A 25,334-nucleotide genomic window follows, 5' to 3' on the forward strand; every position below is an offset into this window, starting at 1 on the left:
CCAACGCGCCGTCGGGGCGAGGGATGCACGGAAACTACCGCCCCGGAAACGACGCGCCGAACAGCAGCACCGGCGAATCGGTCGGCGATACCTGAAGGTCGCCGTCACCCTGCTCCACCAGTTCGCGCGCGAGGCAGGCGGCGGCGGCGCGCGGGGTCATCATCGCCGCATCGCCCAGCAGTGCGCCGCGCAGCTCGGGGTCGAGCACGATCCGCTCGCCATCGGCGCGCACCACGATCTCGATGCCCGTCGCGGTCGCCTCCGCGCCGACGTCGAGCTGCCCGCCGCGCACCAGCGCGTCGCCCGCGATCAGCGCGAGGTTGAGCAGCACCTTGACCGCAGGCTTGGGCAGCGACGGGGCATCGACCATCCAGCCGAGCTTCACCCGGTGGTTGTCGCCGAACAGCCCCTCGATCGCCGCCTTCGCCTCGCGCGTGTCGATCGAATCGCCGAACCCGCCCGCCGCGCCGAACGCCAGGCGGAAGAATTTGAGCTTGTTGGCCGATGCCCGCGCACTGTCGGCCAGCAGTTCGAGGCAGCGGGCGCGCATGTCGGGGTCATGCTCGTCGGCGAGCAGTTCCAGCCCGTTGTTGAGCGCGCCGACCGGGCTGAGCAAGTCGTGGCACAGCCGCGAACACAGCAGGCTGGCGAAATCGGCTGGACTGAGGCTCAACGCGGCGGTTCCCGTTCTGGCGCGGACAGCAACTTTTGCCCGGCCACGTCCATGTGCACCGTGAGCCATTTTTTTTCAACGTTTCCGACGTCCGCGATCCCGAAGCGCACCGGATCGAAGCGTCCGTGCACCGCACCCGCCGCCACCGCGCGCCACAACCGCGCCTGGGCATGGCCGAGGATCAGCCACAACATGCCGTCGGGCGCGGCCTGTGCCGCATCGGTCGCGGACGGCATCGGATCGCCGGACGGGTGCGAATGATAGCAGCCGACGACCGCCGCCCCGCCTGGGCGCCGGGCGTCGCGGTGCGCGGCGAACAGCGCGGCGGGATCGATCTCGAAGGTCCGCGCCGGATCGGCGGCGACATTGGCGGCGGGGTCGGCCGCGACGATCCGCCGCCCCTCCCCGCGCAACAGCCCGCACAGTTCGATGCGGCTGTCGGCGGCGGCGCGCAGCAGCGCCAGCAGCAGGTCGCTTGAAAACAGCGGCGTCATTCCCATCTCGTAACGGATGGACCGGGGGGTTTCCACGATTACCGCACGCATCCCCGAAGGGCTGCACGGGCAACGGATCGACAAGGCGCTGGCCGATGTCGTCGCCGACCTCTCGCGCGAACGGATCAAGGCGCTGATGGCGGCGGGCCATGTCCGCGGCAGCGACGGTCCGGTCGGCGACGGCGCGCGCAAGGTGGCGGCGGGGCAGACCTTCACCATCGCCGTGCCCAAGGCGGTCCCGCTCGACAACGTCGCACAGGATATCCCGCTGGCGGTCGCGTACGAGGACGAACATCTGATCGTCGTCGACAAGCCCGCCGGGCTGGTCGTGCATCCCGCCGCCGGGAACCTCGACGGGACGCTGGTCAACGCGCTGCTCCACCACTGCGCGGGCAAGCTGTCGGGGATCGGCGGCGTCGCGCGGCCCGGCATCGTCCACCGCATCGACAAGGATACCTCGGGGCTGCTGGTCGTCGCCAAGAACGACGTGGCGCACGAGGGGCTGGCCGCGCAGTTCAAGGACCACAGCATCGACCGGCGCTATCTCGCGATCGTCGCCGGGCGGGTGTCGGCCCCGGCGGGTACGGTCGACGCGCCGCTCGCCCGGTCGCCCAACGATCGCAAGAAGATGGCGATCGTCCGCAGCCCTGCCGCCAAGCATGCGGTGACGCATTGGCGCAGGCTTCGCCAACTTGGCGACGCGACGCTGATCGAATGCCGGCTGGAGACGGGGCGGACGCATCAGGTGCGGGTGCACATGGCCTCGCTCGGCCATCCGCTGCTCGGCGATCCGGTCTATGCCGGGCGGCGTCCGGCGCTCAAGCCGCTGCTCGAAACCCTGGGTTTCCGGCGACAGGCGTTGCATGCCGCACATCTGGGGTTCATCCATCCGGTGACAAAAAACGCTTTGGCGTTCGATAGCGACCTTCCGGCAGACATGCAGGAACTGTTGGGGCAGCTTCACGTATAAAGGTACGGCATCGCTGCGATGCGGCGTGCACATGAAGAGGGAGTTTGAGACGATGGCAACCGGCAGCAACGTCCCGGCGACGATCCCGGCGCTCGGCGGCGAGGCGAGCCTCAACCGCTATCTGTCGGAAATCCGCAAGTTTCCGATCCTGGCGCCCGAGCAGGAATATATGCTCGCCAAGCGGTTCCAGGAACATGGCGATCCGGAGGCGGCGGCGCAGCTGGTCACGTCGCACCTGCGACTCGTGGCGAAGATCGCAATGGGCTATCGCGGCTACGGCCTGCCGGTCAGCGAGCTGATCTCCGAGGGCAACATCGGCCTGATGCAGGGCGTGAAGAAGTTCGAGCCGGATCGGGGCTTCCGCCTCGCCACCTATGCGATGTGGTGGATCCGCGCCTCGATCCAGGAATTCATCCTGCGGTCTTGGAGCCTCGTGAAGATGGGCACCACCGCCGCGCAGAAGAAGCTGTTCTTCAACCTGCGCCGGATGAAGTCGAAGCTCGATGCGTTCGAGGACGGCGACCTTTCCCCCGAACATCTTCACAAGATCGCGACCGACCTCGGCGTCACCGAGGAGGAAGTGACCTCGATGAACCGGCGCATGGCGATGGGTGGCGACACGTCGCTCAACGTGCCGATGCGCGAGGACGGCGAGAGCCAGTGGCAGGACTGGCTGGCCGACGACAGCCCGTTGCAGGATTCGGTGGTGGCCGAGGCGCAGGAGGCCGACGTGCGCCACGGCATGCTGGTCGAGGCGATGGACGACCTGAACGACCGCGAGAAGCACATCCTGACCGAACGCCGCCTGACCGACGATCCCAAGACGCTGGAGGAGCTGAGCCAGGTCTATGGCGTCAGCCGCGAGCGCGTCCGCCAGATCGAGGTACGCGCGTTCGAGAAGCTGCAAAAGGCGATGATGCGGCTGGCGGGCGATCGCCGGATGCTGGCGGCGGTGTGACGACGGTCTCCCCTCCCTGGATAAGGGAGGGGCCGGGGGTCGGTCGGCCCGCGAGGGAACGTGTCGCGCGCCTCAGACCAACCCACCCCTACCCCTCCCTTGTCACGGAGGGGAGAAGCGAAGGGCCACGCTTCCCGAACATCAACCCGAGCCTTGCCCTCCCCCGCCCGCAGCGGGTAGCCAACGGGCATGGCCGCCCGCACCGCCTCCCGCTCCCGCACCGCCGCACCCCAGCGCGGCTGGCTTCGCCGCATCCTCGTCTGGGCGATCCGGCTCGTCCTCGGTTTCGTGCTGCTGTCGGTGCTGTGGGTGGCGATCCTGCGCTTCGTCCCGCCGCCGATTACCATCACCATGCTGGGCGACGTGCCGACCGGGCACGGGGTCACCAAGTCGTGGCGCCCGCTGTCGGCGATCGATCCCGACATGCCCCGCGCGGTGATCGCGGGCGAGGACAGCCGGTTCTGCGCGCACAACGGCTTCGACTATGCCGCGATCGTCAATGCCGCGCGCCGCAACCTGTCGGGCGGTCGCATCCGCGGCGGATCGACCATCAGCCAGCAGACCGCGAAGAACGTGTTCCTGTGGCAGAACGGCGGATACTTCCGCAAAGGGCTGGAGGCATGGTTCACGATGCTGATCGAGGCGCTGTGGGGCAAGCGCCGGATCATGGAAGTCTATCTGAACGTCGCGGAAACCGGCATCGGCACCTACGGCGTGGAGGCCGGGGCGCAGCGCTACTTCAAGCATGGCGCGGGCCGCCTGTCCCCGCGCGAGGCGGCGCAGATCGCCGCCGTCCTGCCGCTGCCCAAGAAGCGCGCCGGGATCGCGCCGACCGGCTTCACCCGCCGCTATGCCCGCACGATCGAGGCGCGGATCGGCGTGGTTAGGCGCGACGGGCTGGACGGGTGTTTGCGGTAGGGTCGTCCGCGACCAGCCCGGCTCCCACCAGTCAGGCCGCCAATCCCGCCCGTTCGTGTCGAGCGTAGTCGAGACACCGCGCGCGACGCTTGGGGCACGTCCCTCGACTACGCTCGGGACGAACGGGTTGGATGGCGGATCTGCTGCTTATCGCGGCATTCCGTCACCCCGGCTTCCGCCGGGATGACGCCAACGACTTACTTCGTCGCCCGCTCCACCGCGTCGCCCGCCTTGTCGGCGGCGTCACCCACGCTCTTCGCGGCAGAGGTCACGGCCCCGGTGGGGGCATTGTCGTTATTGGCCTGGTTCAGCATGAAATAGGCCGCGACGATCACCGCCACCAGCACCGCCAGCCCGATCAGCAGCCCGCCGCCCGATCCGCGACGCTCGATGATCGTGGTGTGCGGCGCGGCGCCGTGGGTGGTTTCGATCCGATCCTCTGCCATGTCGAACGCTCCCTGATTGCAATGATGCAGCAACAAATGCCTTGCCCGGCACCTTGTTCCAGCGGCGTATCGACCGGTTTGCAGGCCAAAGCTCGTTTGGAAACTCGCGGGAACGCGAGTTTCTAAGCGGCACCGGCCCGCACCCGCACCCGGCCACCCATCAGGATACTTGCGTGGGTGGCCGGGTGCGGGTGCGGGCCGGTGCCGCAAAACGTGCGATCAGCATGTTTTCAAACGCTCGCTCAGAACGGCAGCTTGAACCCCGGCGGCAGCGGCAGGCCGCTGGTCAGCTTCGACATCTCGGTCGAGCTGGCGGCATCCGCCTTGGTCCGCGCGTCGTTGAACGCGGCGACGATCAGGTCTTCCAGCATCTGCTTCTCGGACGGCTGGAGCAGCGAATCGTCGATATCGACGCCGAGGATGCGGCCCTTGGCCGAGGCGCGGACCTTTACCAGCCCGCCGCCCGACTGGCCGTCGACCTCGATCGTGTCGAGGTTCGCCTGCGCCTTGGTCAGCTCGTTCTGGACGTTCTGCGCCATCGCCATGATTTCGTCGAGATTCTTCATCGTTCCACTTTCTTCCATTCGACCAGTTCGGCGTCGGGAAACGCCTGGAATGCCGCCGCCACCAGCGGGGAGGCGAGGATCGCGGCGCGCTCGTCCTCGGCGCGCGCCGTTTCCTGTTCGCGCAGGGTCGGCGCACCCGCCCCCTCGCCGATCAGAACGCGCCAATGGCTGCCGGTGATCCCCTTGAGCGCCTGCTCCAGATCGCGCGCGAAATCGGCGGGGAGCGGACGGCTGCCGCTCAGCTCCAGCAATTGCGGCTCCAGCCGAAGCATCCGCGCGCAATTGCGGAACTGCGCCTCCAGCGAATGGCGGCCATGCTTGGACAGCAGCGCGGCGATCGCCTCCATCGTCTCGGGCGCGGGCGGTGCTTCGGGTTCGGGCGCGGGTGCGGGCGGGGCGGCGACGGGCGCGGGCACCTGTCCCGCCGCCAGTTGCCGCGCCAGCGTCCCCGGATCGGGCAGCGAGGAGGCGTGGACGATGCGCAGCAGCGCCATCTCGCACGTCTCGATCGGCAGCGCGGCGCGCGACACCTCCTCATGCCCCTTCAGCAGCAACTGCCAGAGGCGATGGAGCATCGGGAAGGACAGCGCGCTCCACGCATCGAACGCGGCGCGCTCTTCCGCCGACTGGCCCGGCGCGGGATCGCCGCCGACCTTGACGATGGTGACGGCGTGCACCGTCTCCAGCAGGGTCCGCAGCACCGACGCCGGATCGACACCCAGGTCATATTGCCGCCGGAGTGCCTGCAACGCGCCCGGCCCGTCGCTCTTGAGCAACAGATCGAACAGCGTGCGGATCGCCCCGCGATCGGACAGGCCCAGCATCTGGCGCACCGCATCGGCGCGGACCCCCTCGCCCTCCAGCCCGCCGTGCGCGATCGCCTGGTCGAGGATCGACAGGCCGTCGCGCGCCGATCCCTCCGCCGCGCGGGCGATGAGTTGCAGCGCTTCCGGCTCGGCGGCGACGCCCTCCGCCTCCACCACATGCGCGAAATGCCCGGCCAGCAGGTCGGCGGGGATGCGGCGCAGGTCGAAGCGCTGGCAGCGCGACAGCACCGTCACCGGCACCTTGTGCACCTCGGTCGTCGCCAGCAGGAACTTGACGTGCGCGGGCGGTTCCTCGAGCGTTTTCAGCAGCGCGTTGAACGCCGGGGTCGACATCATGTGCACTTCGTCGATGATGTAGATCTTGAAGCGCGCGGAGACGGCGGCATAGCGCACCGCCTCGGTCATCTCGCGCACGCTGTCGACGCCGTTGTTCGACGCGGCGTCGATCTCGATCACGTCGATATGCCGCCCCTCGGCGATGGCGCGGCACGGTTCGCACACCCCGCACGGATCGATCGTCGGCCCGCCCTGCCCGTCCGGCCCGATGCAGTTCAGCGCCTTGGCGATCAGCCGCGCGGTCGAGGTCTTGCCGACCCCACGCACGCCGGTCAGCAGGAACGCATGCGCCAGCCGCCCGCGCGCGATCGCGTTGCCGAGCGTCGTGACCATCGCATCCTGCCCGATCAGCTGCGAAAAGGTCTGCGGACGGTATTTGCGCGCGAGCACGCGGTAGGGCTGCGCCGCTTCCGGCTGGGGGGGGATGTCGAGGGCGAGGAAGGAGTCGGACATTGGGGTTGTCTTAGCGGGTGGCGCGGGCGGTGTCGCCTATCGTGCGCCGCGCGGTTCGCGCATCGGGAGGCCGGTTCGTTCGGATACCGCGGACGGCGTTACGGGTGGAACGTCGGCATCGCGCCGGATCAGCCGGGGCTGCGAAGAACGCCTTTTATCTCGACATGGGGTTTGCCCTTCATGGAAGGATTGGCCGGCGACGGGCAAAGACGCCTAGCGTCGACGACGACGACGGCACCCCGTGCCGCCAACTTGCGCGACGCATCGTTCAGCGCGGCGAAAACGACGTTCCAATCCACGGGTCCGACGCCCGGCTGAAAGCACAGGATGAAAGCGGACAGCCTCGGCCCGCTCCATGATTCGGTTGCATTGGCGACCACGCCCGCATCGTTCAGCGATCCGCGATCGTCCACCCCGGCCAGATAGGGGCCGGGCACGGGATGGTACGCCGGTTCGGGAGGTACGGGCGTGGCGCGACCATCCTGGAGGACGACACGTCGGGCTTCGGCGAACGCAGGAAACGCGCAAAGCCAGACGGCGGCGATGAGAGCGATGCAGGGTCGTAGAGATGCCATCGACGAAGCGTAGCCGAGATCGGAAGCGCTTCCCATCCGCCTTCGCCGCCATTCGGTCACATCGGTTTCCGATCCGCGATTATACCAGTATCGACCGATCCCGTTCCCCTACGCCGCCAGTGCCTCCAGCGCCTCGTTCGCCTCCATCCACTTCGTCTCGGCCACCTCGATCTCGGTGTCGAGGCTCGCGCGGCGCTTCATCAGCTGCGCCATGGTCAGCTTCGCCAGCGCCGGGATCGGCTTCCCCGCCATCGCCGCGTCCAGCGCGTCGCGCTGCTCGGTCAGCCGCGCCAGATCGCGCTCGATCGCCTGCGCGCCCTTCCTGAGCACCTGCGCCTTTTCGCGCGCTTCGGCGGCGGCCTTGCGGTCGTTCTTCTTGTTGGCCTTGGCCGCCTTTTCCTTCGCCGAATTGCCGAGCACCAGCGCGATATAGTCGTCGATCGATCCGTCGAACTCGCGCGCGGTGCCCTCGTCGACCAGCACCAGCCGGTCGGCGGTCGCCTCCAGCATGTGGCGGTCGTGGCTGACCACCACGACGCAGCCGGTATAGGCATTGAGCGCCTGCACCAGCGCCTCGCGCGCATCGACGTCCAAGTGGTTGGTCGGTTCGTCGAGGATCAGCATGTGCGGCGCCTCGCGCGTGATGAGCGCCAGCGCGAGCCGCGCGCGCTCGCCGCCCGACAATTTGCCGACCAGCGTCGTCGCCTTGTCGCCCGAGAAGCCGAAGCGGCCGAGTTGCGCGCGGACGGCGGCAGGGGTCGCGCCCTTCATCTGGCGGGTCATGTGTTCGAGCGGCGTGTCGTCGGTATCGAGTTCCTCCACCTGATACTGGGTGAAATAGCCGACCTTCATCTTGCCCGCAGTGTTGATCCCGCCGTCCATCGGGGCCAGCTGCGCCGCCAGCAGCCGGGCGAGCGTCGTCTTGCCGTTGCCGTTGCGGCCCAACAGCGCGATGCGGTCCTCGGGATCGATGCGCAGGTTCAGCCGCTTGAGGATCGGCGTGTCGCCATAGCCGACGCTCGCCATGTCGAGCGTGACCAGCGGCGGGCGCAGTTCGTCCGGATCGGGGAAGTCGAACGACAGGCTGGGGTCTTCCGCCATCGCCGCGATCGGCTTCATCTTGGCGAGGATCTTCAGGCGCGACTGGGCCTGTTTCGCGGTCGAGGCGCGCGCCGAATTCTTCGCGACATATTCCTGCAGCTTGGCCCGCTGCGCCGCCTGGTTGGCGCGGGCCGCCTCCAGCTGCGCAAGGCGTTCGGCGCGCTGCTTCTCGAACGCGTCATAGCCGCCGGGGTACAGCGTGATCTTGCCCTGATGCAGGTGCAGGATGTGATCGACCACGTTGTTGAGGAAATCGCGCTCGTGGCTGACGACGACGATCGTCGCCTTGTAGCCCTTCAGGAAATCCTCGAGCCACATGACCGCTTCGAGGTCGAGGTGGTTCGACGGTTCGTCGAGCAGCAGCACGTCGGGCTGGCTGAACAGCAACGCCGCCAGCGCCACGCGCATCCGCCAGCCGCCCGAATAGCTCTCCAGCGCCCGGTTCTGCATCTCCTCGTCGAAGCCGAGGCCGACGAGGATGCGGGCGGCGCGCGCGGGCGCGCCATAGGCGTCGATCGCCAGCAGCCGTTCGTGGATATCGCCCAGCCGATCGGGATCGGTGACGGTTTCCGCCTCGTGCATCAGCCGCGCGCGTTCGGTATCCGCCTCCAGCACCGTCTCGAACGGGGTCGCCTGTCCGGCGGGCGCTTCCTGCGCGACATAGCCGAGGCGCGACCCGCGCGGCATCTCGGCGGTGCCGGTATCGGGTTCGAGCTGCCCGGCGATGACGCGTACCAGCGTCGACTTGCCCGCGCCGTTGCGGCCGATGAGCCCGACCCGGCTGCCCGGCGGCAGCGCCGCGCTGGCATTGTCGAGGATCGTCCGCCCGCCAAGGCGCACCGTGATACCGTTCAGATTGAGCATGGCGGTGCGCGTAGCAGTTTTCGCCGCATTTGCGAAGGGTGGCGACGATCGCGCATTTGCGCCACGCGCGGACCGGCGCTGTTCCGGGCGCTACGCGCCACGCCTCGGCCAGACGGAACAAGTCCCCCGTTCGTCCCGAGCGACGTCGAGGGACGTGCCGCGAACGTTGCGCATGGTGTCTCGACTAGACTCGACACGAACGGGGGGGCGTCAGGGCAGGTCGGCAATCCCCCGGGATGGTTGCGACATATCTCCTCTCCCTTGTCCAGGGAGGGGAGAAGGTGAACGCCGCGTTGCGTCCCGTTCCGCTCAATCCCCCGCGAAGGCGAACGGCGTCAGCCCGCCCTCGCGCTCCTCGATCCGCATCGCGCGGGCGAGCGGCGGGGCGGAGCGCTGCGGGCAGGCGACGCGGGTGCAGGCGCGGCAGCCCGGCCCCACCGGTACGCCCGGTGCCGAAAGGTCGTGCCCGCGCGCCGCCGCCAGCACGCCTGCCTGTTCCACCGCCACCCCCAGCATCACGACGAAGCGCGCCCGCACCTCTCCGGCAAGCGCGCCGGGCGGCGTCACCGTCCGCGCGATGGTGAACCAGCGCCCGCCCGCCTCCGGCTCGACCAGTTGCACGATCGTCTCGCCGCCGCGCGCAAAGGCGTCGAACGCGCCCAGCAGCGGGCACGGCGCGCCCTCGACCAGCGGCGACCGGCTGGCCCCGGCGAAGCGCTTCGACACCTGTCCCGCGCGGTCGAGCCGGAGCATGCAGAACGACAGCCCGCGCGCCCCGACGCGGTGGAGCGTGGTCAACCGGTGCGCGACATGCTCGAACCCCGCGCCGAAGCGGCGGCCGAGCAGCGCGATGTCGTATCCCGTCGCCTCGCACGCGCGCAGGAAGCGGGCATAGGGCATCATCACCGCCGCCGCGAAATAGCCGTGGAGGTGCCGCCGCAGCCATTGCTCGGCGGTCCGGTCGGCCAGTCCTGCGCCGCGCACCACCGCCTCCACCTCGGCCCGTGCCTCCATATGGCCGAGCGTGCGCGCGATCGCGAAGCTGCGCGAGGCGGGGTCGAGCCGTTCCGACAGCTGCAGCTGCCGCGCGTGCAGGTCGGTCCGGTGGAGATGGTCCGGCATCGCCTCCACCGGCAGCAGCCGGACGGAGAGGTGGTGGCGCACCCGCAGCCGGTCGGCCATCGCCGCCGCCGGATCGCCGCCCGACAGGCGCAGTTCGTCGGCCAGCGCCTCGGCCTGCGCATCCAGATCGGGGAAATGGTTGCGCCAATGCTCGATCGTGGCGCGCGCGTCGATCGCCGGGTCGGCGACGACCGGCCCCGCCGCGCCGCCACCCAGCCGGTCGAACACCCGTGCGAACGCCTCCGCCCCGCCGGGCGCGCTGGCCAGCCATTCGGCGATGTCGCCGCGGTCGAGGGCGAGGTCGGCGAACAGCGGGTCGGCCAGCCGCCGCCGCATCGGTTCCATGCCCCCGCCCGGCTCGCTCGCCGCCAGCGTGCGCGGATCGAAGCCGTAGCGTTCGGACAGCGCGACCAGCAGCGTCGCGGTCAGCGGGCGCTGGTTGCGCTCGACGAGGTTGAGATAGCTGGCGGAGATGCCCAGCGCCTCGGCCATCGCCGCCTGGGTCAGCGCCGCGCCCCGGCGCAGGCGGCGGATGGCGTGACCGGCGAACAGCTTGGCTTCCATGGCGACGGCCCTGCGTTTGTAACTTTCACACAACGCTACAGCCAGCACCCCCGATCCGGCAACCGTGATACGCGAATTTGCGGCGCGGACGGCTGTCGTTCGCCCGGCTGGCGCGTCATTCTCCTGTCAACGGACGAGGAAACACACAGCCCTTGCCGCACAAGCACCATGAAGGAGAGCCGACATGCCCGAACCGACCCGCAGCCGCGCCGTCTTCTCGACCGAGGATTTCCGCCTGCTGAAGGAAGCCCTGGCGACACACATCCGGACGATCGCCGACGACCCCCGCTCGACCAAGTTCGCGCACCTCTACCACCGGCTCGGCCGGATCTGACCTGCCGCTCCCCCAAGTGCCGCGGACTGGCATCGCGGCCGAGGCAGGATGCTTGTGCGGTGGTGGGCGGGACGATCGTGGTCGACGGCGATCTCGCCCATGCCGGCACGGGACCGGCATAACGCTACGGCGCGACCTCGCTGCCGTCCCATGCGAAGACCCGCCCGCTCTGTACCGGGGTCAGCGTGTCGAGCACCGCCAGCAACCGACCGGCGCTGTGTGCAGGGGTGAACAGCCTGCCTTCCGCCACGCCCTTCCGGAACGGCTTGCTGAGCGCCGTGTCGACCGTGCCGGGGTGGAGCGCGACGCACACCGCCTGCGGCCGGGTCCGCGCCAGTTCGATCGCGGCGGTGCGCACGATCTGGTTCAGCGCCGCCTTGGACGCGCGATAGCCGTACCACCCGCCCAGCCGATTGTCGGAAATGCTGCCGACCCGCGCGGACAGGCAGGCGATCACCGCCCGCTCGCCCTTCGCCAGCAGCGGTGCGAAATGGCGCAGCACCAGCGCCGGACCGATGGTGTTGACCGCGAAATAGTCGGCGAGCAGCGCGGGATCGAGATCGCGCAGCGACCGCTCGGGGCCGCCGTGCGCCGTCTGCAACGTGCCGGTCGCGACGATCACCTGATGCAGCGGGCCGCCGACGGCTGCGGCGGCGCGTTCGATCGATGCCGGATCGGCGATGTCGATCCGCGCCGTCGCCACGCCCGGCGGGAGCGCCGCCGGTTCGGTGCGCGCGGCGGCGACGATCCGGTCGTGACGCCCCGCGGCGGCGAGTGCGCGGACCAGCGCCGCGCCGATGCCGCCGTTGGCGCCGATGATGAGGGCAGTGGTCATGTCGGCTCCGATCGGCGGGTCAACGCCGATCCCCGGGCGAAGTGCCCTTCGTGGCCCGGTTTGCGCCCCGGCGGGGCCGTGGGTACAACGCCCCCTCACGACAAGGGTCTGATCTATCGATGTTTATCTACCGTTCTGCCGTGTCGGCGCTGATGCTCGCCGTTGCCGCCCCGGCGCTGGCCGCCGAAGCCGCCGACTATCCGCACATCCCCGAACCGATGGTGTTCGACATGGTGCGCCCGATGGGTGCCCGTCGCGGCGAACTGGAGGTCAACGCGCTCGCGCTGTCGCCGCTGTCGGGGCAGGAGCGCGCGCTCGAATGGGCGCCCGAGATCGAATATGCCGTCGCCGACAATTTCGCGCTGGAGTTCGAGCTGCCGTTCGAGGGCACCCGACTGGCCGAATGGAAGCTGGGGGCGCAGGCGACGATCGGCACCTTCGACGGCGGACGCGCCGTCCACGGCGTGCAGTATCTCGGCATCTACGAGCGCGAGAGCGGGCGGACGTCGCAGGCGCTGCTCTACATGCTCGGGCGGCGGCACGGCGAACGGTGGAGCACGATGTCGATGGTCGGCATCGGCGACGTGCGCCTCGGCCAGTCGGAGAGCGACGCCGGGCTGCTGGTCAACCATTCGACCTTCTACGACCTGCGCGGGGATCGCATCGCCGGGCTGGAGGTCAACTACAAGTCGGGCCATGACGGCGGGATCGCGATGATCCCGCAATTCCACGCGCCGCTGGCGTCCAGGGTCAATGTGCAGGTCGGCGCCGGGGTCGACCGGCAACGCGGCGAACGCGCAAGGCCGGTCGGCGGCCTGCGGCTCATCAAGGAATTCTGACGTCCCGGCGGGGGCGCGGCACGACCGCGCCCCCTGCCCTCAGCCGACCATGCCGCCCGCCGCCAGCACCGCCAGCGTCACCAGTTCGTTGGCGGTCGAGGTCATCGGCGCGATCTGCACCGGCTTCTCCATGCCGATCAGCATCGGCCCGATCACGTCGTCGCCGCCGATCTCGCGCATCAGCTTGGCCGAGATGTTGGCCGATTGCAGCCCCGGCATCACCAGCACGTTGGCCGGGCCGGACAGGCGGGCGAAGGGGAAGTTCGCCATCTGCCGCGGGTTGAGCGCCACGTCGGGGGCCATTTCGCCTTCATACTCGAAGCCGACCTGCCGCTTGTCGAGCGCCGCCACGCCGTCGCGGACGTTGTCGATCCATTGGCCCGACGGATTGCCGAAGGTCGAGTAGCTGAGGAACGCGACGCGCGGTTCATGGCCCATCTTGCGCGCGACCGCCGCCGTGCGCTCGGCGATGTCGGCCAGTTCCTCGCCGGTGGGACGTTCGTTGATCGTGGTGTCGGCCATGAACACGGTATGGCTCTGCCCGACCAGCAGGTGGATGCCGAACGGCACCTTGCCGCCGACCGGATCGATCACCCGGCGCACGTCGCGGAAGGTCTGCGCATAGGTACGGGTGATGCCGGTGATCATCGCATCGGCGACGCCCAGTTGCAGCAGCACCGCACCGAAGGTGTTGCGGTCCTGGTTGATGAGCCGCTCGGCATCGCGCTTCAGATAGCCGCGCCGCTGGAGCCGTTCGTACAGGAAGTCGACCATCTGCGGCACCATCTCGCTGGTGCGGCTGTTGTGGACCTCATATTCGTCCGGGTTGGCGACGCCCAGCGCGCGGAGCCGGTCGTGCACGTCGTCGCGACCGACCAGCACCGGAATGCCGTAGCCGCCTTCCTTGAACGCGATCGCCGCGCGCAGCACGACCTCTTCTTCGCCTTCCGCGAACAGCACCCGCTTGGGGTGCGCGCGCGCGCCCTCATAGGCCATGGTCAGGACCGAGGTCGTCGGATTGAGCCGCGCGCGCAGCTGCTGGCGATAGGCGTCCATGTCGAGGATCGGGCGCGTCGCCACGCCCGAGTCCATCGCCGCCTTGGCGACCGCGCTCGGCACCAGTTCCATCAGCCGCGGATCGAACGGCGCGGGGATGATATATTCGGGGCCGAAGCTGTGCTGCGTGCCATAGGCCAGCGCCACTTCCTCCGGCACGCGCTGGCGCGCCAGTTCGGCGATGGCGTTGGCGGCGGCGATCTTCATCGCATCGTTGATCCCGGTCGCGCGCACGTCGAGCGCACCGCGGAAGATGAACGGGAAGCCGATGACGTTGTTGACCTGGTTCGGATAGTCCGAGCGGCCCGTGGCAACGATCGCGTCGGGCCGCGCGGCCTTGGCCAGTTCCGGGCGGATTTCCGGCTCCGGATTGGCCATCGCGAAGATGATCGGCGACGGGGCCATGTCCTTGACCATCTCGGGCTTGAGCGCGCCTGCCGCCGACAGCCCCAGGAACACGTCCGCGCCGTGCAGCGCCTCGGTCAGGGTACGGCGGTCGGTGGCGGCGGCGTGCGCCGACTGCCACTGGTTCACGTCGTCGCGGCCCTGATAGATCACGCCGGTACGGTCGCACATGATGACGTTGTCATGGGCGACGCCCATCGCCTTCATCAGCTCGGTACAGGCGATCGCGGCGGCGCCCGCGCCGTTGACCACGACCTTCACCTCCGACAGCTTGCGGTCGGTCAGCAGGCAGGCGTTGATGAGCCCCGCCGCACAGATGATCGCGGTGCCGTGCTGGTCGTCATGGAACACCGGGATGTTCATGCGTTCGCGCAGCGTCTGCTCGATGATGAAGCACTCGGGCGCCTTGATGTCCTCGAGGTTGATGCCGCCGAAGGTCGGCTCCATCAGTTCGACCGCGTCGATGAAGCGGTCGACGTCCTCGGTCTTCAGCTCGATATCGATCGAATCGACGTCGGCGAAGCGCTTGAAGAGCACCGCCTTGCCCTCCATCACCGGCTTCGATGCCAGCGCGCCGAGATTGCCGAGGCCGAGGATCGCCGTGCCGTTGGAGATCACCGCGACCAGATTGCCCTTGGCGGTATAGTCATAGGCGGTGGCTGCGTCGTCGGCGATCGCCTGCACCGGCACCGCGACGCCCGGCGAATAGGCCAGCGCCAGATCGCGCTGCGTGGCCATCGGCTTGGAGGCGATGATCTCGATCTTGCCGGGCCGCCCTTCAGAATGGAACAGCAGCGCCTCGCGCTCGGAAAACTGGTCGGTGGCTTCGGACACTGGCACTTCTCCCGTTTGCCTGCGGCTTTACGCAGGGGATGCGGGATCGGGCAAGGCTCTTGTCCCGCCATGCGGGATTTGCGCGCGGAACGACAAAAGGGGCGGCCGCACCATCGTGCGACCGCCCCCCGTCGGATCGGCAAGGACGCCGGATCAGGCGGCTTCGTCGAAATCCTCGTCGTTCAGCACCGGACCCGAATCCTGGCCCTTGGCCGACACGTCGCGGTCGACGAATTCGATGATCGCCATCGGCGATGCGTCCGACGCGCGGATGCCCGCCTTGATGATGCGGGTGTAGCCGCCGTTGCGATCGGCATAGCGGGTCGCCAGCACGTCGAACAGCTTGGTCAGCTGCGCATCGTCGAGCAGGCGGGCGTGCGCCAGACGACGGTTCGACAGGCCACCCTTCTTGGCGAGGGTGATCAGCTTCTCGACATAGGGGCGCAGTTCCTTCGCCTTGGCGACGGTGGTGGTGATCTGCTCATGCTTGATGAGCGCGGCCGACATGTTGCGGAACAGGGCCGCACGATGGGCCGAGGTACGCTGCAGCTTACGGCCGCCGACGCGATGACGCATGGGTAGTTCCTTCGTTCGTTAAGGGGCCGTGTCACGGATACCCCAGAGCAGGTGGCTGTCGAGGCCGCCACCGTTGGCCTGTCTCTCGATCCTCCCCGGCACGGGGAGGGGGATGTAGCGGCGACCAGCAACTTGCCGGGGGCAAGTTGCTGCCGCGAAATCGGCTCGCGAAGCGAGCCAGGGCGAAGCTGGTGGAGGGGGATCGCCGCAGGCGATGTCCTCTCCACCGGAAACCCGACATGGGCAAAGCCCATGTCGTCGGTCGGGCCAGAGGCCCGCCGGCCGGGCTTTCGCCGCCTCCGGGATAGCGATGCTATCCCGGTGCGGCTTGGCCTCAGCCCATGATCTCCTGTTCGAGCTTCTTGGCCATTTCCTCGATGTTCTCGGGCGGCCATCCGGGGATGTCCATGCCGAGGCGCAGGCCCATCGACGACAGCACTTCCTTGATCTCGTTCAGCGACTTGCGACCGAAGTTCGGGGTGCGCAGCATCTCGGCCTCGGTCTTCTGGACCAGATCGCCGATATAGATGATGTTGTCGTTCTTGAGGCAGTTGGCGCTGCGGACCGACAGTTCGAGCTCGTCGACCTTCTTGAGCAGATAGCGGTTGATCTGGGCGGTGTCGCCCTGACCTTCGCTGGTCTGCGCCGGGGCCGCGGTGCCGACCACCGCCGCGCGCGGCAGCGACGAATCGTCGAAGTGGACGAACAGCGCCAGCTGGTCCTGCAGGATGCGCGCAGCATAGGCGAGCGCGTCCTCCGGGGTCACGGTGCCGTCGGTCTCGATCGTCAGCGTCAGCTTGTCGTAATCGAGTTCCTGCCCGACGCGGGTGTTCTCGACCTTGTAGCTGACCTGGCGCACCGGCGAATAGAGCGCGTCGACCGGGATCAGGCCGATCGGCGCGTCGGCCGGACGGTTGCCCGAGGCGGGGACATAGCCCTTGCCCACATCGGCGGTCAGTTCCATGTTCAGCGTCGCGCCGTCGTCGAGATGGCACAGCACCAGTTCGGGGTTCATCACCTCGATGTCGCCGGTGACGGCGATGTCGCCCGCCTTCACCTCGGCCGGGCCGGTGACGGAGAGCTGGAGGCGCTTCGGCCCCTCGCCCTGCATCTTGAGCGCGACCTGCTTCACGTTGAGCACGATGTCGGTCACGTCCTCACGGACACCGGCAAGGCTCGAGAATTCGTGCAGGACGTTCTCGATCTTGATCGAGGTCACGGCGGCACCCTGCAGCGACGAGAGCAGCACGCGGCGCAGCGCGTTGCCGAGCGTCAGGCCGAAGCCGCGCTCCAGCGGTTCCGCGACGAAGGTCGAACGACGCTTGGGATCGCCACCCGGCTTCTTTTCGAGGCCGTTCGGCTTCTTGAGTTCCTGCCAGTTCTTAGCGTTGACGGACACGGGCTTCCCCTAGCTTGGCGGCGCGGAAGGGACGGTTCCGCGCCAGAATAGAACATCCCCGCCGGACGGACCCGGCGGGGCGGCAGGCACGGATCAGACGCGACGACGCTTGGAAGGACGCACGCCGTTGTGCGGGATCGAGGTCACGTCGCGGATCGACGTGATCTGGAAGCCGACGGCCTGGAGCGCGCGGAGCGCCGATTCGCGACCCGAACCCGGGCCCTTCACCTCGACCTCGAGCGTGCGCACGCCGTGGTCGGCGGCCTTGCGGCCCGCGTCCTCGGCGGCGACCTGCGCGGCGTACGGGGTCGACTTGCGCGAGCCCTTGAAGCCCATCATGCCCGCCGACGACCACGAGATCGCGTTGCCCTGCGCGTCGGTGATGGTGATCATGGTATTGTTGAAGCTGGCGTTCACATGCGCGACGCCCGCGGTGATGTTCTTGCGCTCGCGACGGCGAAGGCGCTGCGGTTCACGTGCCATTGTTGGAAATCCTGACCTGTATAGCTTGGTACGGAGGCCGGGAGGCGTTCAGCCCCGCGCCAGCCTCCGGCGGAGAAGAAGTTACAATCGATCCCCCGGATCGATTTTTACTTCTTCTTCCCCGCGATCGGCTTCGCCTTGCCCTTGCGGGTGCGCGCGTTGGTGTGCGTGCGCTGGCCGCGGACCGGCAGGCCCTTGCGGTGGCGCAGGCCGCGATAGCAGGCGAGGTCCATCAGGCGCTTGATGTTCATCGCGGTCTGGCGACGCAGATCGCCTTCCACGGTGTGGTTCGCGTCGATCGCCTCGCGGATCTGGAGCACTTCCTGATCCGACAGGTCCTGCACGCGGCGCTCGGGCGTGATGCCGAGCTGCGTGGTCAGTTCCTTGGCCTTGGCCGGGCCGATGCCGTGGATATACTGCAGCGCGATGACGACGCGCTTGTTGGTCGGGATATTAACACCCGCGATACGTGCCATGAAATAGGTTCTCCCAGCTCCACGGGGCACTGCATGGCAGCGGCACCCCATCTCGTAGCGTTGCTTCGTCCGATACGCGCGTTAGCGGCGCGCGCAAAACAGCGCCGCCGCAGATCGTGCGTGTTGGAGTGGAGCGCTGATAAAGACCGGTTCCGCCGCTGTCAACCGGTGAGCGGAACCAATTTCGGGGTGAGGCGTGAAGGGCGAACACCGCCCCCTCCCCTCCCTGACAAGGGAGGGGAAGCGCCGGGCCTTAGGCCTCGAGGATCGCCGCGATCTGCGTCGTCACGTCGTCCATCGGCGCCATGCCGTCGACACGGCGCACCAGTCCGCGCGACTCGTAGAGCGGGAGGATCGGCGCGGTCTTCGCGCGATACTCGACCATGCGCGTACGTACGGTTTCTTCATTGTCGTCGGGGCGGCGCTTGAACTCGGTCGCGCCGCATGCGTCGCACACGCCGGCGACCACCGGCTGCTTGAACGAGTCGTGATAGCCCGCGCCGCAATTGGCGCAGGTGAAGCGCCCGACGATCCGCTCGACCAGCGCATCCTCGTCCACCACCAGCTCGATCACATGGGTCAGCGCGCGACCGCGATGTTCGAGCAGCAGGTCGAGCGCGTCGGCCTGTGCGGCGGTGCGCGGATAGCCGTCGAAGATCGCGCCCTTGTCGCCCAGCTGGTCGAGTCGCTCGCCGATCAGCGCCGAGACGATCGCGTCCGACACCAGTTCGCCCGCATCCATCACCGCCTTGGCCTGCAACCCCACCGGACTGCCCGCCTTGACCGCGGCGCGCAGCATGTCGCCGGTCGAGAGCTGCACCATGCCCCGCGCCTCGAGCCGTGCCGCCTGCGTGCCCTTGCCCGCGCCCGGCGGTCCGAGAAGGATGATGTCCATGCTGTGCCCCCTATGCCTGACGCGCGATCAACCGCGGATGCGGTTGCCGCCCTTCAGCTTCGCCTTCTTGATGAGATCGCCGTACTGGTGCGCCAGCAGGTGCGACTGGATCTGCGTCACCGTGTCCATCGTGACGTTCACGACGATGAGCAGGCTGGTGCCGCCGAGGTAGAAGGGAATCGACAGCGCCGACACCAGATATTCGGGCAACAGGCAGATGATGACCAGATAGCCCGCACCGATCACCGTCAGCCGCGTCAGCACGTAATCGAAATAATTCTCGGTGTTCTTGCCCGGACGGATGCCGGGGATGAACCCGCCGTAGCGCTTGAGGTTGTCCGCCGTCTCTTCCGGATTGAACACGATCGCGGTGTAGAAGAACGAGAAGAACACGATGCCGAGGCCGTACAGCGCCATGTACACCGGCGAGCCGTGCGTCAGATACTGGTTGAGCGTGATGATGAAGTCGCCCCAGCGGCTCTCGCCCGCGGTCGCCTGGCCCGCGAACTGGGTGATCGTCACCGGCATCAGCAGCAACGACGAGGCGAAGATCGGCGGGATGACGCCCGCGGTATTGATCTTGAGCGGCAGGTGGCTGCGATCCGCCTGCACCCCGCGCGCGGTCTGGCGCTTGGGATACTGGATCAGGATGCGGCGCTGCGCGCGCTCCATGAAGCAGATGAACAGGACGAGGCCCGCGACGGCGGCGATGATGCCGATCAGCGTGATCGGGTTCATCGTGCCCGAACGGCTGCCCTCGAACAGTTGCAGCAGCGTGGTCGGCAGATGGGCGACGATGCCCGCCATGATGATGAGGCTGATGCCGTTGCCGATCCCGCGGCTGGTGATCTGCTCGCCCAGCCACATCAGGAACATGGTGCCGCCGATCAGCGAGATCACCGCGGCGATGCGGAACATCACGCCCGGCTCGATCACCGCCTGCAACCCTTCGGCCGCGCCGAACGCCTCGAGGCCCGCGGCGATGGTATAGCCCTGGATCGCGGTCAGCGCGACCGTGCCGTAGCGGGTGTACTGGTTCAGCTTCTTGCGGCCCGACTCGCCTTCCTTCTTGATGGCGGCGAGCTGCGGGCTGAGCGAGGTCGCGAGCTGCACGACGATCGAGGCGGTGATATAGGGCATGACCCCCAGCGCCACGACCGACATGCGCGTCAGCGCGCCGCCCGAGAAGGTGTTGAAGAAATCGAGCACGCCGCCCTGCGTCTGGTTGGCGAGCAGGCCGAGCTGCGTGGGATCGATCCCCGGCAGCGGCACATAGCTCAGCAGGCGGAACACGATCAGCGCGCCGAGCGTGAACCACAGGCGCTTCTTCAGCTCGGTCGCCTGACCGAACTTCGACAGATTGAGATTGGTCGCAAGACCGTCGGCGGCCGATGCCATGGATGTATCCCGAATGATGCTGGCGGGCCTTGTCCGGGCCCGCTCCCCCGGCGACCATATAGGGGTAATAGCCGGGATGTCTAAGGGGGAGCGCGCTCACCCGTAGTAATCCGCTTGGTTCGAGCAACTTCGAGCGTAGTCGAGAAGTGTAGGTCGAGAACGGGTCGCCATGCGGAACCCCGTTCTCGATAGGCGCTCTCGACAGGCTCGATCGCTGCTCGAACCGAACGGAATCGGGCTTTACGCCTGCGCCGCCTTCTTGGCAGCGAGGGTCTTGCCCTTCTTCGCCGCCGCCTTCTCGTGCGCCGGGACGACCTCGATCACCGACACCGAACCGCCGGCCTTCTCGACCGCCTCGATCGCCGACTTCGACGCGCCCGCGACGGTGAAGCTGAGCTTCGCGGTCAGTTCGCCCTTGCCGAGCAGCCGCACGCCGTCCTTGCCGCCGCGCGCGAGGTTCGCCGCCTTCAGCGCGGCATGGTCGAGCGTGGCGCCCGCCTCGATCTTGCCCGCGTCGACCGCCTTCTGGATCGCGCCCAGGTTCACCTCGGCATAGTCCTTGGCGAAGATGTTGTTGAAGCCGCGCTTCGGGATGCGCATGTGGAGCGGCATTTGGCCGCCCTCGAACCCGGCGATCGAGACGCCTTCGCGGCTCTTCTGGCCCTTCTGGCCGCGACCGGCGGTCTTGCCCTTGCCCGAGCCGATGCCGCGTCCGACGCGCATCTTGCTCTTGCGGGCACCTTCGTTGTCGCGGATTTCGTTCAGTTTCATGTGTTGCACTCGCTTTCGCTGTGTTCGCGCTGGTTGGGAAGCGGCGGCCTTTAGCGGATCGCGCCGAAAAAGCAACCGCTCAGCCCCCCTTGCGCGCGAGACGGCGGCCATAGTCGATCAGCGGCCGCTCGATCAGCCGGTGCAGCGCCCATGCCGCCACGATGCAGATCGCATAGGCCGCGACGAACACGATCAGCGGATGGAGCGGCAGGCCGACGCGCGCGATCCCCCGCTCGGCGACGAGGATCGCGAGCGACTGGACCAGATAGATCGCATAGGTCAGCGTGCCGAGCCACGCCAGCCAGCGCTGCCCGAGCAGCCGGTTCACCGCCTGCCCCGGCCGCATCCAGCCGCTGGCGATGGCGAGCCCGGCGGCGGCGGCGACGCCCACGTTCCACGCCCAGGGATGCGGCAGGGTGATAAGCCCGACATAGCAGAGCGCCACCACGGCATAGCCGATGGCGGAGCACGGCGTCCGCGCCGCCCATGCGGCCACCGCCGGGCGATGGCGCACCAGCAGCGCCAGTGTGCTGCCGATCCCCAGCCCCGCATAGCCGCGGATGATATAGCCGGTCGTCCCGAACGCCACGAACAGCAGCGCGACGAGCAGCACCGCCGCCGGTCCCGCGCGATGCCCCCGCGCCCGTGCGACGACCAGCAGCAGCGGCCAGACGAGGTAGAATTTCTCCTCGATCCCCAGCGTCCATGCCTGCTGGAACATCGGGCCGATCGATTCGGGGCGATATTCGATCGTGAAGCCGAGCATATAGGGCAGCGACCGCCAATATTCGGTCGCGCGCGCGCCGCCGTCGGCGACGGTCGCGATTGCCCCATAGGCGGCGATCATCACCAGATAGAGCGGCACGATGCGGAAGATGCGCCGGATGTAGAAGCCGCGCAGGTCGATGCCGCCGGTCCGCTCGCGCTCGCCGAGCAGCAACCAGGTGATGAGCCATCCGCTGAGCGCGAAGAAGATGTCGACGCCGATCGATCCGTTGACCCACCAAGGCATGGTGTCGACATGCGCGGCGATGGTAAACAGGATGCAGCAGGCGCGCAGGCCGTCGAGATAGGGGCGATACGCCTCCCGTTCCGCAGCGATAGGCGCGCCCGTCATGCGATACCCCCTGTCCGTCCCCGGTGCTTTTATAGAGGCGGATCGATTGACGTGGAAGCGGTGGCGGTCGGGGCGTGGCGTGTCCTCGATACGCTTCGAGTGATTGCCGCCGTGCCGTGCCATGCCGTACCGAGCGGGGGTAGGCTGGATCGATACTCGATCACGGGTCGGACTGCTCCCCTCCCCTGACGAGGATTTCTCTGCGAAAATCCTTTTCCGTACCCCCGCGCAGGCGGGGGTCCAAGAGCCGCGGACACAAGTCGTTGTTCTACCTGGCTCTGGACCCCCGCCTGCGCGGGGGTACGGCAGGATCAAACGCTGGCCTTGGACTTCCGCAGAGAAATTCTGACAAGGGAGCGGCCGCGAGGATGGGCTGGCCCGAGGCGAGGTTGCCCTTCCTCGCGGGCCCACTCATCCCCACCCCCTCCTGTCCAGGATTCCGCCGCGAAAGCCGCGCGCTTGGCCAGAACCTGCCCGTACCCCGGCGAAGGCAGGGGTCCAGTTGCGATGGTTTTCCATATCGTACCAGCGTCCCCCAACTGGCCCCCGGCCTTCGCCGGGGTACGAAAGGGAGGTTTTCCCGTGGAATGCTGACAAGGGAGGGGCCGGAGGCGAGTGTTGCCCTTCCTCGCGGGCCGCCCCCACCCCTCTCTTCAAGGGAGGGAGGGAAGCAGCGCTGCGGGCGTCCAGCGGAATGTCGAGCCATCATGGCGCGGCAGGAGTCCGCTTCCGAAGCACCAAGGTTCACGCCGAACGGATCGACCGCCCACCTTGTCACCAGCCCCGCAACGAAAACGGGGGCGGACCCGATAGCCCACCCCCGTTCGTTCGCTACACCGGTTCGGCTAAAGGGTTCAGCCCTCGACCGACACCATGTGCTGCACCTTGCGGATCATGCCGCGCACCTCGGGGGTGTCGGTCAGTTCCACGGTCTTGTGCATCTTGTTGAGGCCGAGCCCGATCAGCGTCGCGCGCTGGTCCTTGGTCCGGCGGATCGGCGATCCGGTCTGGGTGATCTTGACGGTTGCCATGGTCGTTACTCCACGATCGCCGCGGCGTCAGCCTCGGCGGTCTGCGATCCGCCGCGACCCAGCAGGTCGGCGATCTTCTTGCCGCGACGCTGCGCCACCGACTTCGGCGACGACTGGTCGTTCAGCGCCTCGAAGGTCGCGCGGATCATGTTGTACGGGTTCGACGTGCCGACCGACTTGGTCACGACGTCGGCCACGCCCAGCGATTCGAAGATCGCGCGCATCGGGCCACCCGCGATGATGCCGGTACCGGCCGGGGCCGAACGCACCGTCACGCGACCGGCACCGAAGTGGCCGTTGCCGTCGTGATGCAGCGTGCGGCTGTCCTTCAGCGGCACGCGGACCATCGCCTTCTTGGCAGCGGCGGTCGCCTTCGAGATGGCTTCGGGCACTTCGCGCGCCTTGCCATGGCCGAAGCCGACGCGACCCTTGCCGTCGCCCACGACGACCAGCGCCGCGAAGCCGAAGCGCTTGCCGCCCTTCACCGTCTTGGACACGCGGTTGATGTGGACGAGCTTTTCGATCAGCTCCTCGCCACCGTCGTCCTGGTTGCCGCGACGGTCGTCGCGACGACCGCCACGGTTGCCGTCGCGACCGCCGCGACCGCCGCCCTGGCCGCCGGGGCCGCCACGACCACGGCCGCCGCGCGGACCACGGCCCTGCGGCTGCTCGGCACCCGTCGCCTCGACGGCGGGGGTTTCGGCCTGATTGTTTTCGTCAGCCATGTCTTAGAACTCCAATCCGGCTTCGCGGGCGGCCTCGGCCAGCGCCTTGACGCGGCCGTGGAACAGGAAGCCGCCACGGTCGAACACGACCTGCGTCACGCCCGCGGCCTTCGCCGCTTCCGCCACGCGGGTGCCGACGCCCTTGGCGGCATCGATGTTCGCGCCCGAGGTGCCACGCACGTCCTTTTCCAGCGTCGACGCCGAAGCGACGGTACGACCCGCCGCATCGTCGATGACCTGGGCATAGATGTGCTTGCCCGAACGATGGATCGACAGCCGCGCACGGCCGCCCGAACGCGCCTTCAGCGCGGTGCGATTGCGCCGACGGCGCTTCTCGAAGAGGGAGAGACCCTTGGTCATTACTTCTTCTTCCCTTCCTTGCGGAAGATGAACTCGCCGTCGTACTTGATGCCCTTGCCCTTGTACGGCTCGGGCTTACGCCAACGACGGATCTCGGCAGCGATCTGACCGACCTTCTGCTTGTCGATCCCGCTGATCTCGATCGTGGTCTGGTCCGGCGTCTTGATCTCGATGCCTTCCGGCACGTCGATGTTGACGTCGTGGCTGTAGCCGAGCTGCAGCTTCAGGTTCTTGCCCTGCGCCGCGGCACGATAGCCGACACCGGTGATGAGCAGCTTCTTGGTGAAGCCGGTCGTGACGCCGGTGACCAGGTTCTGCACGAGCGTGCGCTGCATGCCCCAGAACGCGCGGGCGCGCTTGGTTTCGTTGGCCGGCTGCACCGAGATGCCACCATCGGTGACCTCATAGGTGATGTCGTCGGCCAGCGGCAGCGTCAGCGTGCCCTTCGGGCCCTTCACGCTCAGCTCGCGCCCTGCGATGTTCGCCGTCACACCCGCCGGAACGGGGACGGCCTTCTTGCCGATGCGGCTCATCAGAAGACCTCCGCGAGGACTTCGCCGCCCACGTTCTGCTCGCGCGCTTCCGCGTCCGAGAGAACGCCGCGCGGCGTCGAGACGATGGTGATGCCGAGGCCGTTGCGCACCTTCGGCAGTTCCTGCGAACCCGAGTAGACGCGGCGACCGGGCTTCGAGACGCGCGCGACATGCTTGATCGCAGGCTGGCCCTCGAAATACTTCAGTTCGATGCGGATGCCGGCCGCGGGGCCCATCTGCTCTTCGCTGTAGCCACGGATATAGCCCTCGCGCTGGAGCACGTCGAGGACGCGGGCGCGCAACTTGCTGGCGGGCGTCAGGACGCTGTCCTTGCGCGCGCGCTGGCCGTTGCGGATGCGGGTGAGCATGTCACCCAGGGGATCGGTCAATGCCATGCTGT

Annotated in this window: 28 protein-coding genes; 5 read left to right on the plus strand and 23 right to left on the minus strand. The window is 68.1% G+C overall.

Annotated features, from left to right (window positions below; translation table 11 throughout):
- Positions 1–34: 34 nt before the first annotated feature.
- Both ABLE43_RS03490 and ABLE43_RS03495 read right to left on the minus strand, forming a co-directional pair.
- Positions 35–673, minus strand: a complete 639-nt coding sequence (locus tag ABLE43_RS03490) for a histidine phosphotransferase family protein (RefSeq protein ID WP_348977087.1) — start codon at positions 671–673, stop codon at positions 35–37.
- Positions 670–1,167, minus strand: coding sequence for a Mov34/MPN/PAD-1 family protein (locus ABLE43_RS03495; protein WP_348977088.1), 498 nt, complete (start codon positions 1,165–1,167; stop codon positions 670–672). The genes ABLE43_RS03490 and ABLE43_RS03495 overlap by 4 nt, the downstream gene beginning before the upstream one ends.
- Before the next feature lie 16 nt (positions 1,168–1,183).
- Here ABLE43_RS03495 and ABLE43_RS03500 point away from each other — a divergent pair, with 16 nt between their 5' ends.
- From ABLE43_RS03500 to mtgA, 3 genes are all read left to right on the plus strand, one after another.
- Positions 1,184–2,137, plus strand: a complete 954-nt coding sequence (locus ABLE43_RS03500) for an RluA family pseudouridine synthase (RefSeq protein ID WP_348977089.1) — start codon at positions 1,184–1,186, stop codon at positions 2,135–2,137.
- Positions 2,138–2,189: 52 nt separating this feature from the next.
- Positions 2,190–3,095: an RNA polymerase sigma factor RpoH gene (rpoH, locus tag ABLE43_RS03505; RefSeq protein WP_055759716.1), complete on the plus strand. Its 906-nt coding sequence runs from the start codon at positions 2,190–2,192 to the stop codon at positions 3,093–3,095.
- A 189-nt stretch (positions 3,096–3,284) separates the two neighbouring features.
- Entirely contained in the window at positions 3,285–4,013 is a 729-nt protein-coding gene (gene mtgA, locus ABLE43_RS03510) for a monofunctional biosynthetic peptidoglycan transglycosylase (RefSeq protein ID WP_348977090.1), read from the plus strand.
- 197 nt (positions 4,014–4,210) lie between these two features.
- On the opposite strand, the gene ABLE43_RS03515 is transcribed toward mtgA, so the two are convergent.
- From ABLE43_RS03515 to ABLE43_RS03540, 6 genes are all read right to left on the minus strand, one after another.
- Positions 4,211–4,459, minus strand: a complete 249-nt coding sequence (locus tag ABLE43_RS03515; protein WP_348977091.1) for a hypothetical protein — start codon at positions 4,457–4,459, stop codon at positions 4,211–4,213.
- Between the two features lie 242 nt (positions 4,460–4,701).
- Positions 4,702–5,025 carry a YbaB/EbfC family nucleoid-associated protein gene (locus ABLE43_RS03520; RefSeq protein ID WP_348977092.1) on the minus strand — a complete coding sequence of 108 codons (324 nt, stop codon included), beginning with the start codon at positions 5,023–5,025 and terminating at the stop codon, positions 4,702–4,704.
- Positions 5,022–6,641 (minus strand): DNA polymerase III subunit gamma/tau, encoded by a 1,620-nt coding sequence (locus tag ABLE43_RS03525; RefSeq protein ID WP_348977093.1) that lies wholly within the window; start codon positions 6,639–6,641, stop codon positions 5,022–5,024. The genes ABLE43_RS03520 and ABLE43_RS03525 overlap by 4 nt, the downstream gene beginning before the upstream one ends.
- Before the next feature lie 128 nt (positions 6,642–6,769).
- Positions 6,770–7,276 (minus strand): hypothetical protein, encoded by a 507-nt coding sequence (locus tag ABLE43_RS03530; protein ID WP_348977094.1) that lies wholly within the window; start codon positions 7,274–7,276, stop codon positions 6,770–6,772.
- A 48-nt stretch (positions 7,277–7,324) separates the two neighbouring features.
- Positions 7,325–9,181, minus strand: a complete 1,857-nt coding sequence (locus tag ABLE43_RS03535) for an ABC-F family ATP-binding cassette domain-containing protein (RefSeq protein ID WP_348977095.1) — start codon at positions 9,179–9,181, stop codon at positions 7,325–7,327.
- A gap of 309 nt (positions 9,182–9,490) precedes the next feature.
- On the minus strand, positions 9,491–10,867 hold the full coding sequence (locus ABLE43_RS03540; protein ID WP_348977096.1) for a helix-turn-helix domain-containing protein: 1,377 nt from the start codon (positions 10,865–10,867) through the stop codon (positions 9,491–9,493).
- Positions 10,868–11,051: 184 nt separating this feature from the next.
- Here ABLE43_RS03540 and ABLE43_RS03545 point away from each other — a divergent pair, with 184 nt between their 5' ends.
- Complete coding sequence (locus tag ABLE43_RS03545) at positions 11,052–11,201, plus strand: hypothetical protein (RefSeq protein ID WP_348977097.1); 150 nt, start codon at positions 11,052–11,054, stop codon at positions 11,199–11,201.
- Positions 11,202–11,325: 124 nt separating this feature from the next.
- Here ABLE43_RS03545 and ABLE43_RS03550 read toward each other — a convergent pair whose 3' ends face one another.
- Positions 11,326–12,036: an SDR family NAD(P)-dependent oxidoreductase gene (locus ABLE43_RS03550; protein ID WP_348977098.1), complete on the minus strand. Its 711-nt coding sequence runs from the start codon at positions 12,034–12,036 to the stop codon at positions 11,326–11,328.
- A gap of 119 nt (positions 12,037–12,155) precedes the next feature.
- Here ABLE43_RS03550 and ABLE43_RS03555 point away from each other — a divergent pair, with 119 nt between their 5' ends.
- Entirely contained in the window at positions 12,156–12,875 is a 720-nt protein-coding gene (locus ABLE43_RS03555; RefSeq protein ID WP_348977099.1) for a hypothetical protein, read from the plus strand.
- Positions 12,876–12,914: 39 nt separating this feature from the next.
- Here the strand turns inward: ABLE43_RS03555 and ABLE43_RS03560 are convergent, their stop codons facing one another.
- From ABLE43_RS03560 to rpsH, 14 genes are all read right to left on the minus strand, one after another.
- On the minus strand, positions 12,915–15,170 hold the full coding sequence (locus ABLE43_RS03560) for an NADP-dependent malic enzyme (protein ID WP_348977100.1): 2,256 nt from the start codon (positions 15,168–15,170) through the stop codon (positions 12,915–12,917).
- Positions 15,171–15,323: 153 nt separating this feature from the next.
- A complete protein-coding gene (rplQ, locus tag ABLE43_RS03565; RefSeq protein ID WP_348977101.1) occupies positions 15,324–15,746 on the minus strand; it encodes a 50S ribosomal protein L17 in 423 nt (140 codons plus the stop codon).
- 334 nt (positions 15,747–16,080) lie between these two features.
- Complete coding sequence (locus ABLE43_RS03570) at positions 16,081–17,145, minus strand: DNA-directed RNA polymerase subunit alpha (RefSeq protein WP_348977102.1); 1,065 nt, start codon at positions 17,143–17,145, stop codon at positions 16,081–16,083.
- 93 nt (positions 17,146–17,238) lie between these two features.
- The gene (rpsK, locus tag ABLE43_RS03575; RefSeq protein ID WP_055763349.1) at positions 17,239–17,628 is read right to left on the minus strand and encodes a 30S ribosomal protein S11; all 390 of its coding nucleotides are present in this window, start codon (positions 17,626–17,628) and stop codon (positions 17,239–17,241) included.
- 107 nt (positions 17,629–17,735) lie between these two features.
- Positions 17,736–18,104: a 30S ribosomal protein S13 gene (gene rpsM / locus ABLE43_RS03580; protein WP_348977103.1), complete on the minus strand. Its 369-nt coding sequence runs from the start codon at positions 18,102–18,104 to the stop codon at positions 17,736–17,738.
- Between the two features lie 253 nt (positions 18,105–18,357).
- A complete protein-coding gene (locus ABLE43_RS03585) occupies positions 18,358–18,999 on the minus strand; it encodes an adenylate kinase (RefSeq protein WP_348977104.1) in 642 nt (213 codons plus the stop codon).
- Between the two features lie 27 nt (positions 19,000–19,026).
- The gene (secY, locus tag ABLE43_RS03590; protein ID WP_348977105.1) at positions 19,027–20,397 is read right to left on the minus strand and encodes a preprotein translocase subunit SecY; all 1,371 of its coding nucleotides are present in this window, start codon (positions 20,395–20,397) and stop codon (positions 19,027–19,029) included.
- Positions 20,398–20,637: 240 nt separating this feature from the next.
- Positions 20,638–21,168 carry a 50S ribosomal protein L15 gene (gene rplO / locus ABLE43_RS03595; RefSeq protein ID WP_348977106.1) on the minus strand — a complete coding sequence of 177 codons (531 nt, stop codon included), beginning with the start codon at positions 21,166–21,168 and terminating at the stop codon, positions 20,638–20,640.
- A gap of 79 nt (positions 21,169–21,247) precedes the next feature.
- On the minus strand, positions 21,248–22,285 hold the full coding sequence (locus ABLE43_RS03600) for an acyltransferase family protein (RefSeq protein ID WP_348977107.1): 1,038 nt from the start codon (positions 22,283–22,285) through the stop codon (positions 21,248–21,250).
- Positions 22,286–23,139: 854 nt separating this feature from the next.
- A complete protein-coding gene (gene rpmD / locus ABLE43_RS03605; RefSeq protein WP_055790366.1) occupies positions 23,140–23,316 on the minus strand; it encodes a 50S ribosomal protein L30 in 177 nt (58 codons plus the stop codon).
- Positions 23,317–23,321: 5 nt separating this feature from the next.
- Positions 23,322–24,041, minus strand: coding sequence for a 30S ribosomal protein S5 (rpsE, locus tag ABLE43_RS03610; RefSeq protein ID WP_348977108.1), 720 nt, complete (start codon positions 24,039–24,041; stop codon positions 23,322–23,324).
- 3 nt (positions 24,042–24,044) lie between these two features.
- Complete coding sequence (rplR, locus tag ABLE43_RS03615) at positions 24,045–24,401, minus strand: 50S ribosomal protein L18 (RefSeq protein WP_110152890.1); 357 nt, start codon at positions 24,399–24,401, stop codon at positions 24,045–24,047.
- On the minus strand, positions 24,401–24,934 hold the full coding sequence (gene rplF, locus ABLE43_RS03620) for a 50S ribosomal protein L6 (protein ID WP_348977109.1): 534 nt from the start codon (positions 24,932–24,934) through the stop codon (positions 24,401–24,403). Before rplF ends, rplR begins: the two co-directional genes overlap by 1 nt.
- Positions 24,934–25,329, minus strand: a complete 396-nt coding sequence (rpsH, locus tag ABLE43_RS03625) for a 30S ribosomal protein S8 (RefSeq protein WP_033921102.1) — start codon at positions 25,327–25,329, stop codon at positions 24,934–24,936. Before rpsH ends, rplF begins: the two co-directional genes overlap by 1 nt.
- Between the last annotated feature and the right edge of the window lie 5 nt (positions 25,330–25,334).

It is taken from the genome of Sphingomonas silueang, assembly GCF_040049155.1.
Classification (GTDB): domain Bacteria; phylum Pseudomonadota; class Alphaproteobacteria; order Sphingomonadales; family Sphingomonadaceae; genus Sphingomonas; species Sphingomonas silueang.